This window comes from Chryseobacterium indologenes (genome assembly GCA_016025055.1).
Taxonomy (GTDB): domain Bacteria; phylum Bacteroidota; class Bacteroidia; order Flavobacteriales; family Weeksellaceae; genus Chryseobacterium; species Chryseobacterium indologenes.
In genome coordinates, this window is sequence record CP065590.1 from 3,593,722 (window position 1) to 3,606,338 (window position 12,617).

Below are 12,617 nucleotides of genomic sequence, written 5' to 3' on the forward strand. Positions count from 1 at the left end.
CAAAATTTTAAAACAATGAATTATGCAACGCAACATCATATCGGGAACTATCAGCATACCCGAACAGAAACGACAACGGCAATTGCACCGACAGTTGGGCGAGTTCGCCAATTGGCTACAAAGACCAAAGGACGCAAACCAAGTGCAGAAAGACAAGCAGAAATCCGTACCAATAGCAATGCTACCAATGGTATTCTAAAGTGTACGTTTCTGCCAAAACTGAAAACAGCAAAATCCGTACAGGCTTGTCAGAAAACGGAGAGGGATTTTTACAAGTCCCTTTCCCAACTTGCCGAGCATTACAACATTGAGGCAACACAGACCAAGGATTTTGGTTTTCCCTACAATATCGTATTGGCTATGTGGGATATGGAAACCAAAGTAAAACGTACCAACAAAAATTGGGATAGTTTCAAATTGGTACAGGACAGTAAGAAAACCTTTTTCGTAAGCGAGGAAAGGTACAATGTGGGTACGACCTTGTATTATATTCCAATTATACCACTATTTCAAATGCTCAAAGACCCGAAGCGTAAAAAGACTGCACCGCTTCTATTATCAGTATGTAGTTATCTGTACCATATTGCCGATGTGCCGTATTACAGACAGGAAGACAGCTATCTGTATTGGTTATATGAAATGCACAAAGATTGGGTGGAACAGGACGAGAAAACGGACGAAACGGAAAGTTACAAACGTGAGTTGAGAAATGCCGAATACATTGGCGATAGAATAGAACAAAAGCTATTTAATCGAACTAATCTAAAGGTATTTGAACAGCGTTTGAACCGATTTAAAAGTGTTGATATGTTCGACAAGGAATGTTGGCAAGTGGCTTGTAATGCGTTTGCCCTTTGTACAGAATATCCGAACACCACTATTTTCAGCAACGCAACATTGCCCGAAAAAGACCCTTATGATGATGACGAAAATGAAGTAATCGGAATGGAAAAGTACATTTCATTTATTGCAGATACCAGAGGCTGGTTATACGAAAGCCTTTCAGATACCATCAACAATGAATTTAACGAGTACGGAGCAATGGAAGAACCTACTATTTCCAAGCGATTTGACGGAAGCGAAATACCAACAGCCAATCTTGATTTTGAGAACCGTTTGTTTGGTTTATTGAATGATTTGAGTGGAATATTATACGAATACAAAACGATAGAAAAATGAATACAACAACAGATATAACAGACCATTTTGGCACATTGTACCATCCGAAATCTGCTTTGGTTTTCTATGAAACCAAAGGAACTGAAAACGATATGTATGTTGAGCATTTTGATATGGACATCAACGGAACGCCTATCAATGCCCATCCATTAACTGTAAAAGAAGCCAATATTTTAGCAAAGTCCTTACAGACCGATGAAGAAAAGAACCAAGCTTTTTTAAAACCAAAAGGAATTTTGCCGACCAATATCTTACACATCAATCCAAATGCGGAAAAAGGTACGGTACTTTGGTACACCAAAACACAGCAACGGAAACTGTATTTTGTGGATAGTTTGGGCATACCCAGCGGAATGGCACAAGTACCGCCAATGCTTTGGTTGGCAAGCAAAAGCAGTCTTACGTTATTTGCTTTGGCAAGCGACAGAAGACCCACCGAGAAAACGCCATTGCATTACGCACCTTACTTCAATATCTACGAGAAAGGCAATGTTTGTATGGGTACGGTGAGTGTTGATATTAAAAATTCGGCTTCGGTTGAGGAATTTCTACAGGCTTGGGAACATTATTTTTTCAAGTCCTATTTCAGTCATTCATTATGCGAAAACTTGACGAAAAAAAAACATTGTGAACCTTTGGAAAGACCTTATCAATACCGATAAACCCTTTCCTAAAGAAGTATTGAAAAAGAACAACAAAATCCTTAAAAATCTATTGTGATGAATACAGCAAAAACCGCAGTTCATTTTACAGATAATTACCTGCTCAATCCTACCAATCCGATTTCGGTAAACCTTATCGGGGCAGGTGGCACAGGCTCAAAAGTATTGACTGCTTTAATGGAAATAAACGAAAGTTTGATTGCGTTGGGACACGCAGGGTTACAAGTCCGCCTTTGGGACGATGATGTTATCACGAGTGCCAATTTGGGCAGACAGCGTTTTGCAGAAAGTGAAACAGGATTATACAAATCCGTTGCTTTAGTCAATCGTTGTAACCGTTGGGCAGGAACAAATTGGAAAGCCGAAACGGTAAAATTTGAAAAAGATAATTTTGGCAGACCACCCGAAAAAGCAAGGGTAACCATTACCATTACTTGTGTGGATAATGTACAGGCGAGGTTTGGTGTTGCTGAAATTCTTAAAGAAATAAGTTACCGCAGACATTATCAAGACGAACCAAAATATTGGTTAGATTTTGGCAACAGCCAAGATACAGGACAAGTGCTACTATCTACTATCGGAGAGATAAAACAACCAAATTCTGAAAAGTACGAAACGGTGGCAAGCCTGCCATTTGTTACCGATGAATTTGGCGAACTATTGAAGCAATCCGAACAAGAGGACAACACGCCAAGTTGCTCACTTGCCGAAGCGTTGGAACACCAAGATTTGTTTATCAATTCATCATTGACACAAATGGGTTGTTCGTTATTGTGGAACTTGTTTCGCAAAGGAATGACCGAATACAGGGGATTTTTTCACAATCTGAAAGATTTCCGCACCCACCCGATAAAAGTCGCCTGACCCGAAAATTTGGGTGGCAAAAATGCAATTCCTCGCTACGGTCGGAAACGCATTTTTGCGGTTTAAAGCGGATGCAACCACTTTGTCAAAATGCACCACTACACAATTGCCTTTCCTTACATTTTACCAAACAGATTGCTAAATTATTACGTGGGATATTCGCTATCCCATTTGCTGTATTTAGTATTGACTTCTTTTCTTTCCACACAGCGATCAAAGAAAAGCAAAAGAACGTCGCCTGATTAATGATCGCTTATGACCTGTTTTTCGGATAGAAATATTTCGAAGAAAATTACTATTTAGCAGCTTAGCAGCAATATGAATTTAGTAGACAATTTAAGCTAATAACAAACTTAAACTGACAAAAAGTCTGAACCAAATAAATGGGCAACTGTTTGATATATAAAGATGTATAAAAACTAAAATTATGAAGTTATCAAATAAAGATTTACAAAACTTTATTGAGAAGATCAAACTGCAGCCTGAAAATATGGGTAAATACAGAGATCAAATCAATAATTTGAAAGAAAAATTAGAAAAAAAATTGCTGAAGATGATAGTCACGGATTAAAAGTTCAAAAGTACATTATTGCTGGTTCGTGGAAAAAGCATACAATTTTAAAACCTACTGGAGAAAACCCTATAGATATAGATTTGGTACTCTTTATTTCTGGAGATAAAGAAATTCATAATGATCTACCCAAATTATATGATTATATTGTTTCTTATTTAAAAAGTATATATCCACAAAAGGATATTCAAAGAGATGTTGATGCTAAAGGAAATACAAAATCAATAACAATTTCCTTTAGTGGAACAGGTTTACAAGTTGACATTGTTCCTGTTGTTCCACTACAAGATATAGCCGAATATGTTTGGCAGCCAAGTCGACGCGGTGGAAAAAAATATATAACAAGTATCAGTAAACAATTAAGCTTTTCACTAGAAAAAAGGCAAAAAAATCCATCTTACACCTCCATTGTTAGAACAATAAAATGGTGGAAAAATTATAAAGAATTGCAGCCTACAGACAACGAACCAGGTTTATCATCATTTTCAATTGAATTAATTGTTGCTTATTTAGATGAGAACTATGGTATAGAAGAAAGTATTGAAGAAGGTGTAATTCGATTCTTTCAATTCGTAAGTAATCCATCATTTCCCATAATTGAATTTAAAGATTCAATTAAATCAATTCCTGGCAATTATGACTCACCTATTTACATTGCTGATAATACAAACAAAGAGAACAATATTGTGAAACGTCTTGATAAAAACAAATGGGATGAAATTATTGAAGAAGCTGAAGATGCCTTTGATACCTTAAATATTGCCGAATCAAAAAATAATAAAGGAGACACTATTCAAGAATGGAAACGTGTTTTCGGACCAACTTTTAATTTAGATTAATGCCTATGTACGGAACAACTACAAAAACCAGCACTTATACAGTTTTAGATATAAGAAAAACCTTTGAAGGCTGTGAAGCTGATATTAGAACAATTGCACGAAGAACTGGAAAATGGACAATGGAATATGTTGATAAACTATTCTATGACATACTTTTATTGGCTGAAAATGAATATTTATATTCAGTTGATGTTGTATTACTAAACAGCGAGACAGAAAGAGTAATTCGAGCTTCAAAATTTATTGTGAATTCTCTTGGAACATCTACAGAAAGTGAAAGAGCAGGTAAGAATAATGATTGGACTGACATTCCAAATACAAGATTATCAGTCATTTTGGCATATACTCAAAAATGGAAAAATTTAAATGCTTCAGAAAAAGAAAATTTTTCAAAAGGTTTTAAATTATCATGGACGGCATCCTCTATTGATAATTCATTCCCCAGTCTTCAAAGTTCAAATGCTCAATTATATGCTAGCAAAGGATATGAATTAAAAAAAACTAATTACAAATAGCTATGAATAATATTTTTGACAATATAGTTGAATTACCTAACAAGGGTATACAAGAAAGAGCAAAGAACTTAGTTGGTTTTGATTCAAAATTCGATAGAATTTTTTCTAACTTAAAATTATTACTTGATCAAGAAGGATTAAGTGAATGGAGTAAAAAGTTTCACAAAGTAGAGCTACCGATTATTTCTCAGCTTCAAGAGAAGTATCCGCTAATTATACTGTCTGGAGACGCAGGTACCGGAAAAACAATTTCCGCTGAAGCAATTGCAGATAGAATGTTACGAGAACTTAAAAAAGACGGTTTTTTTCTCAAACTAAGTACAAGAGTAAGAGGAGAAGGTTTACATGGTCAAATGGGTAACTTGGTAAATGATGCGTTCAGTGAATTAAAAAATCAAGCGGGAAAAAGAAGAATTGCATTTTTATTGATTGATGAGGCTGATGCTATAGCCTCAACTAGGTCAACTATGCAAATGCATCAAGAAGAAAAGGCAGCTGTTAATACATTAATTCAAAAAATTGACGAATTAAGAGAATTAAATGGTAGAGCTATTTTATTCATGTCAACAAATAGACTTCATTTTCTGGATGAAGCAATTATTCGAAGAGCTGCAATAATATTAGAATTTGAGAGACCTACTTTTGATGAGAGAAAGCAATTGTTTGAAAAATCAATTGGAGAAATTGGATTAAACGATAAAGAATTAGAAACTTTAGCAGATTTAACTGGTGAAAAACATAATAATGGTTTAGCTTTTTCTTTTTCAGACATTCGATTGAGAGTCTTACCTGAAGCAGTATCTAAATGTTTTCCTTCAAAAGCATTGGACTTTGAATCGGTAAAAGAAACAATCATTCAATTAAATCCAAGTCCAAAAATAATATGAAAGATAATCTCATAAAATATACCATACCTATTTTACTTATTATTATTGGATTATTTGACAATGATTTTTGGCATTCTCCATTTACAAGAGCAGGTATAATTTCTTTAATAACATTGATTTCAGGTTGGTTAATAGATAATTATAAACAACTAATATTAATTATTAATACTCAAATTTTGCACCGCAAAAAAGATTTTCGTTTATCAATTGCGTATCTGTACAGAATTAAAGTTGACAATGAGTATTTACTAGTAAAAAGTAGAACCAGAAATTATTATCAGCCAGTAGGTGGATGTTATAAAACATTACCTAGTAGTAGTGCTATTTTTGAAAAATTAGAAGTAAAACCTGACAGAAAGTTTGAAACAGAAAAAGGAATAGCTAAAAATGATTTGAGAGTTTATGTTAGGGGAAAAAATGTAATCTCTTTTCTTAAATGGTTCGATTCAAAAAAGGATAGGGAAATTTCTCCATGGAGAGAGTTTTGTGAAGAATTAATCTCAGAAGACATTTTACCCTGGAGACAATTTCGCTTCATTGATTATGAATTTAAAAAAAGATTCAATCTCCAATTATCAAATTAGATAGCGGGGGTAAAGGGATATTTATTTTTGAAATTTTTGATTTGGTTATTAATAATGAACAATTACCAATTCTAGAAAAACTAAAATTAGAAAAAGAATCAAACAAATTTATTTGGGTAACTGACGATTTGATACAGACACTTGGACATAGTTTAAATAGTAAGGAGTATATGTTTGAAATCTCACCCCATACTAAATATGCTCAAAACTTAAAATGGGAATAATATATGAATACTGATAAAAACAAATCAAACGAACAAATTACAATTAAACTTTTAGACCAAAAAGATTGGAAAATTGTTAAAGAAATAAGTGTTGTTTCAACAAACCAATTTGGTGTTGAAATTACTATTGGTGTTATTATTTATGATCGTCAAATTACGAGTGATTATAAGCTTAACGATGATCCAGAGCCAAATCAGATAAAAAGATTATTAGATTATCCTAAACAAGAGCTATTTACAAATGACGAGCTTGATGAATTAATCTTAAGTGCTGTAAAAAGTAAGTTTCCAAAATCCTTTGTAAGGAGTCATCAAGTTTTATGGGATTCTGATAAAAAAAGATATGATTATTTACTAAAAAGGCCAAGTGAGAAAGCATTTTTAGAAATTAGACCAGACTTTTCGAGTATAGATATTTACAGTTTAAATGGTAAAACCTTTACTGTATTCAATAAGGAAATAAATATCTATCAAGATTTTACGTTGGAAAGTATTAAATCTCATTTTTTTACGGTAAACTGTGATTTTGAAAGAAGAGAGAGTTTAATCACTGAACTCTATAAAATAATATTCAAGTAAAATAATTGTTATAAAATTCATATTATTAGTTAGAGCTATAGACAGCTTGGTCAATGGCTCTTTTAAAATCATCTGCATCGCTACCAATGAGTAGATAACCTGCAAAACCAATGTCTAAAAGAGGTTTACCGACTTTTTTATCATCAATATCACTATGTGCAATCAGTTTTATTGTTGGATATTTTGTTCTTAATTCTTGAAGTTCAACCAAAACATTCTTGTTGTAAAAATCAAGGTCGATAATACAAATTTTCGGGAGTTCATTTAATGAAGATAATTGTGATAGTCCATCTTCAATGCTTTCCGAACGAAATAAGACTTCAGTTCCTGAAGCAATGAGGTCTTTACAAATGAAATCTAAAATTGGGCTTTTATCATTGATAAAGGCGAGTGTAATTTTTTGTTGTGCTGTACCAGTTTCCATATCATCATACTTTTTTAAAGTTGATGTAGCCCTGCACAAAAAGAAAGCGCAGGCAACTACACTTACCGCACATTGAGGTACTGGTATACCCGACAACGAATAAGCGAGCGCCCACGCCTATGGCATGAGCGTTCTTCCTTATCGTCCCGTTGTCTAAAAATTACCAGTTTTCAATGTGGGACTTAAAGCAAAAACACTTTAAGTATTTCTATATTTTACATAGCAAAGATACTAAACTCTTGCTATTAGATGTATTAATGCAACAAAAAGCTTAGCCTGAATTTGTTTTGTGATTGATATAATTCTGCTCCAATATTGTCATCAAATCTGTTTCCTTATAAATAATTTTGCCACCGATCTGAATATACGGCAGGATATTATCATCACGGTATTGCTGTAAAGTCCGTTTGCTGATATGTAGCAATTTGCATACATCTTCGCCCGACAAATAAATTTCTCCGTTCATTACAGGACGATAATTTTTTAATATGCTTTCAATACGGTTTCTCAACTGCATTATCATTTGCTGTTGTTCGATTACTTCTTCAGCTTCATTCGTCAATAAATTCATTGTCATTGGTATTGTAGGGGTGTCCAGCTTCGAGCAAAGACAGTACATCCGAGCGTTTATAATAATTTTTGCGGTTCAGTTTGGAATATGGCAATAGCCCTTTGTCTTTATAGGTCTGCAAAGTCCGTTTGGTAATATCCATCATCAGGCACACTTCCTGGTTATCGAGCCACTTTTCTTCTTTGAAAATTGGAGTATATTTCCGTACAGCATTTTCGGTCATTTCTAAAAGTGCTTTTAGTTCATTCTTCATTCCGTCCAATGTGGATTTTTGTATTGCAATAACTTCCATAATCTGCTCAATTTTTCTGTGGAAGTGGAATTTATCAAGGATTTGTAAAGGCTTGGAAAATGTTGTATTGATTGGCGTTGAAAGGTAGTATTTGTCGCCACGATATAAATTTCAAGATAGTTTATTTTGTAAATTTGAAGAATATAGGTTACTGATAAATTAATTTTAAATGGCAGTATTACAAAAAGGCAATTCAAATTATCCGTTTTGGGGAGCATCAATAAGTCTAATCACTGGACTTGACCCGTTAGGCCTTCAAACAACCTCAGAAGCGACTTACGCCACTATGTTGCCTGGAATTTCCAATTTGACTAATCGTCTCCGTTATTATGGGTTTTATTGTTGGCTTTTAGACTTCTATTTCAAGACCGAGAAGAAAGGCAACTCAAAAGAACAATATCGTTTTATCCGCAGAGCTGAATTGATGATTGCCATAATTATGCAAAGCGAGCGTAAAGGAGTTCAACAGATAACAGGAAGTAACTTTGCTTCAAACCTAATAAATACAGCTGAGGAAACTTATTTTGACTTAGCCGAAGGAGCAGACAAGGACAATACCGATAAAAATGTTTATTGGAAATATCCATCCGGTGCATTCGGACAATATTATTACGGAGCAATGCAGGCACTTTCCTTAATTATTACAGCAATAAATGATGATGGAGATGTTATTTACAACATTAGTAAACCACACCCAAGACAAAAAGTTTCTGGGAAACAATTAGCCGAGGCTTTTGAAGGATCATTGTCACCACAAATAAAAGAGTTATTTTATATTAATATCAAAAAAGGAAAACTCTACCAAGATGATATTTCAGAACTGATAAAGTATTTTGCGATTGATACGGTACAAACAGAAAATGCCGAATGGCAACTATATGTAGAAATGCTTTTGGACAAAGACGATCCAAGTCAAGAAATGGAAGAACGTTTTACTTTTCACAGAAGGGAAACAATTTTGTCGCTCTTAAATACAGCTGTTAAAAATGAAAATAATTACGACTGGTATAGATTTCTATTGGAAAGTTACCGAAAGAAATTGGGAACAAATGGTTATCCTGAAACGGAAACTAATATTGGTTGGTACTGCTATCAATTAAATGAGTATTGGCAGTACAGTTGCGGTACGATGTTTTGGGCTGTATTACAACATCTTTACGATTTCCAACAAGACCAATATCTACCATTGTTTGTAAAGAAATTTTCAAGCAGTATTACAAATGAAATATGCAAAGAGCTAAAGCAAGCTACAGAGCCAACAAGTTCACTTGCAGAAATTTTGGAGTTAACCCCTGACACAGAAGATGAGGAAAACATCAAAAAGGAAATTGATGGAACAAACGACCCTGTTATAGTAGCAAAATATGGCTTTATTCTTTTGCTTCAAATATTCAAAAATAATAGAGAGCAACTTCATCCATTGAAAGAATTTATGAGCAGAAAAAAGATAGAAAGGGATGGGAATATGGTTGATGGTATCTTGACAGTTCACACAGCAGAAAACGATACACTTCAAGATTTTGTTGAACAATTTATTTTACGCAAAATTATTTACAGGCACTCAATGGTTGCACTCAGAAAAATGGGCAACGGCTCACAGGCTGCTCACAAATTTTTTATTGAGGAACAATACATCCGTTTCATAGATACATTTCCTCCAAGAAACACATCGCCAAGAATGAACGCCTTGCAAAACATAATGTTTGATTTACAGGTAATCAACGACCAAAGGGTTTTATCGCCATTACATAAGAAACTTTTGATTGACTGATGATACTAGAAAGAGAAAACATACTAACATTGATAGGAAGCAGAAGATATCATTCTGCAATTCTTACTACCTTCAGCTTTGACTTTTATTTTTTTGAAATGAAAGCAATGAAATGGTTGCGTTCTTGTGGCGTGAGAAACATCAACGTTTTTATTGATGGACATTATTATTCAGAGTTAATGCAACAAGCGACAGGAGAAGAAATGCAACTTTCTGCCGGTTATTCACTTTATCCTGTTTTTCAAAAGTCAGTATTCCATCCAAAAATTTGGATGTTGTTTGGTGAAAAAGAAGGATTGCTTATTGTTGGTTCTGGAAACCTTACAAATTCTGGAAATGGCAACAATGATGAGATTTGGGGAGCATTTCATTTTGATATTCGTTCAACCGAAAATTCATCAGTCTTTTCGTCAGCTTGGGATTATCTATCAACTCTTTCATCGTCAGTTAAAGGACAGATGAATGAAAAAACTACAAAATGGATACTTGAACATTCTAAATGGCTGAATGAATTGCCAAAGACAAAACCATTTCAATTTTTCGAAACGTCGCAAAAAGAGAAGGTTGCTTTCCTGTTTAATACTGAAACAACTTCTATTTGGAACGAACTTTTAAAACATCTTAGCAATGAGAAAGTAGTAGAAATAACTACCATTTCTCCATATTATGACAAAAATGGGAAAGTATTGCAAGAACTTAATTCTCTTTTTCCTTCAGCCATAGTAAAAGTCATATTGGATGAAAGTGGTTTAATCCCTTCTGCAATGCAAGTGAGCAAAGCGTTTACATTTTACGATTGGTGTGATGCAGGCGTAAGCAAAATCCAATATGCAAAATCTGGAAACTCAAAATCAAAACTTCACGGGAAGATTATTCATTTCAAGACAAAAAATGGAAAAGAATTTTGCTTGTTCGGTAGTGCCAATATTACACCTGCAGGATTGGGATTATTGGGCAAAAATTCAAATGCAGAAGTTTCACTTCTTATTCAGTCAGAAAAAGGTGGATTATTAAATCAATTAGGCATAAAACTGAAAACAAGCAATAGTAAAAGCCTTGATGAATTTACAGCGACTACAAATCAGTCAATTTATTAAACTATAATCAAGAACAATCAATTTAAAGTACAGTTGCTTTGTGCAGAGTTGATTTATGATGAATTTATACTTCATTCCACTGGAACTTATACCGATGAATTCAAGGTTGTTTTCTTCGATAAACAAAACCGATTTTTGTATTCCAAAACTTTCTCAAATTATGCGAAAGAGCTAAAAATAACAGTCAATTTAGAATTAGGCAGTTTCCTATATGTGCAATTGACAAATGTTAATGATGGGATTATCTCAAATAAACTATTAATTTCCGATTATTTCCTTTTGGCGAAAACGCATCCTAACCCAAAAACAGAGGAAATTGAGAAAATTTATAGCGAAATTCAAAATGGCGAACTAAGTAAAGTTCTTGACTTGTTGCATTACGCCATCTTTGACGAAACAGAAAATGAGACAGGAGCCAGCTTTTTAGATAGTAGGAGAAGCACGTTTACAAAGCTGAATGATGACAAAGAACCTGAAAAACTTTACGATCTCTCTTCCTATAAAGCAATAGAAAATTCTGGATTTGAAAAAAACCTTCTACTCTCTTCTCTTTCCCTACGTGTTTTAGATGTTTTGAAGTTCATCAATTTAAATGGAATTTCAACAAATAAACAAGCTGATATAAGTATTGATGAGCAAGAAGACGATTTAGGCAACATAAATGGAAATGAGGAAGGAGAAGTGGCAACGGTTCGTAACCTCTCTTTTGTCATTCTTAAATCTGAAAAAAGAAAGTTGATGAACTACTTTGATAACCTTTACAATTACCAACAAGAAATTCTCTATGGGAATAGTCGACCAAAAACATATAGGCCTACACTTACAGATTTGACTAAATATTTAATCGCTCTTGAGTTGATAAGTGAATACGGAGGGAAATCTGCAAAGTATGACGAACAAGACACGCACCATTTTTTCAGTTATTTACCATTTGTAGACGATTATGACAATAACAATGTAAAGGGTTGTTGTTTAAACTTAATTGGCGACTTTTTGATGCTGGCAAGAAGCGGATTTAAAGCGTATGAATTTGACTATACAAAAAAGAAAATCGAGGAACTAAAAAAAGAGGCACTCATAAATACAATTGTTTGCTTAATTAACAATCGATGGAAAGATGATGAATTACATTACTTTTTTACTATGGCTTTAAATGCACTTCATTATTTAGGTTGTAGGAATGTAGATGATTTCAATAGCAATTTTGTAGAATTAAAATCCAAAATTAATATTAGAATTTCCGAGCTGAAAAACAGAACAAAAGGATTTGAAAAAAACTTAGAGATATTTTACGAAAGACTATGTCCTTCGTTTATAAAAGTGATTGAACAGATTGAAGATAAGAACTTTGATACATCAGCAGTTAACGGGCAAATTATTTACAAATCGCCTTGGGGTTATAGCTACGTTCAGTACGTAAATAAAACAAACGATTTTACTTTAATCAGACCTGGCTTTATGTGGGACTATGATAAAGAAGATTACATAAAACACAGTCCAGACGAAATTTATTTACCTCTAAAACTCTCATCTTTTATATGCACCGATTTGTAAGTTA

9 protein-coding genes and 4 pseudogenes are annotated in these 12,617 nt (G+C 33.7%); 10 read left to right on the top strand and 3 right to left on the bottom strand.

All coding sequences use genetic code 11. The features are described from left to right. Positions 1–15: 15 nt before the first annotated feature. From H3Z85_16520 to H3Z85_16555, 8 genes and pseudogenes are all read left to right on the top strand, one after another. The gene (locus H3Z85_16520) at positions 16–1,179 is read left to right on the top strand and encodes a hypothetical protein (GenBank protein ID QPQ50958.1); all 1,164 of its coding nucleotides are present in this window, start codon (positions 16–18) and stop codon (positions 1,177–1,179) included. Then, positions 1,176–1,899, top strand: a pseudogene (locus H3Z85_16525) (PRTRC system protein B). Before H3Z85_16520 ends, H3Z85_16525 begins: the two are co-directional and overlap by 4 nt. Then, entirely contained in the window at positions 1,899–2,705 is an 807-nt protein-coding gene (locus tag H3Z85_16530) for a PRTRC system ThiF family protein (protein ID QPQ50959.1), read from the top strand. The pseudogene H3Z85_16525 and the gene H3Z85_16530 overlap by 1 nt, the downstream one beginning before the upstream one ends. 427 nt (positions 2,706–3,132) lie before the next feature. Continuing rightward, positions 3,133–4,115 (top strand): annotated as a pseudogene (locus tag H3Z85_16535) (nucleotidyltransferase). Positions 4,116–4,120: 5 nt separating this feature from the next. Then, a complete protein-coding gene (locus H3Z85_16540; protein QPQ50960.1) occupies positions 4,121–4,630 on the top strand; it encodes a hypothetical protein in 510 nt (169 codons plus the stop codon). Positions 4,631–4,632: 2 nt separating this feature from the next. Next, entirely contained in the window at positions 4,633–5,517 is an 885-nt protein-coding gene (locus tag H3Z85_16545; protein QPQ50961.1) for an AAA family ATPase, read from the top strand. Further along, positions 5,514–6,325: pseudogene (locus H3Z85_16550) on the top strand (hypothetical protein). The gene H3Z85_16545 and the pseudogene H3Z85_16550 overlap by 4 nt, the downstream one beginning before the upstream one ends. 3 nt (positions 6,326–6,328) lie before the next feature. Next, positions 6,329–6,904, top strand: a complete 576-nt coding sequence (locus H3Z85_16555) for a hypothetical protein (protein ID QPQ50962.1) — start codon at positions 6,329–6,331, stop codon at positions 6,902–6,904. A 25-nt stretch (positions 6,905–6,929) separates the two neighbouring features. Here H3Z85_16555 and H3Z85_16560 read toward each other — a convergent pair whose 3' ends face one another. The 3 genes from H3Z85_16560 to H3Z85_16570 all read right to left on the bottom strand — a co-directional run bounded on the left by H3Z85_16560 (position 6,930) and on the right by H3Z85_16570 (position 8,191). After that, positions 6,930–7,328 (bottom strand): response regulator transcription factor, encoded by a 399-nt coding sequence (locus tag H3Z85_16560; protein QPQ50963.1) that lies wholly within the window; start codon positions 7,326–7,328, stop codon positions 6,930–6,932. Positions 7,329–7,599: 271 nt separating this feature from the next. Continuing rightward, entirely contained in the window at positions 7,600–7,899 is a 300-nt protein-coding gene (locus tag H3Z85_16565; protein ID QPQ50964.1) for a helix-turn-helix domain-containing protein, read from the bottom strand. Continuing rightward, complete coding sequence (locus tag H3Z85_16570; GenBank protein ID QPQ50965.1) at positions 7,880–8,191, bottom strand: helix-turn-helix domain-containing protein; 312 nt, start codon at positions 8,189–8,191, stop codon at positions 7,880–7,882. The genes H3Z85_16565 and H3Z85_16570 overlap by 20 nt, the downstream gene beginning before the upstream one ends. A gap of 169 nt (positions 8,192–8,360) precedes the next feature. On the opposite strand from H3Z85_16570, the gene H3Z85_16575 reads away from it, so the two are divergent. Next, positions 8,361–9,962: a hypothetical protein gene (locus H3Z85_16575; protein QPQ50966.1), complete on the top strand. Its 1,602-nt coding sequence runs from the start codon at positions 8,361–8,363 to the stop codon at positions 9,960–9,962. Continuing rightward, positions 9,962–12,613 (top strand): annotated as a pseudogene (locus H3Z85_16580) (hypothetical protein). The gene H3Z85_16575 and the pseudogene H3Z85_16580 overlap by 1 nt, the downstream one beginning before the upstream one ends. Positions 12,614–12,617: the final 4 nt, after the last annotated feature.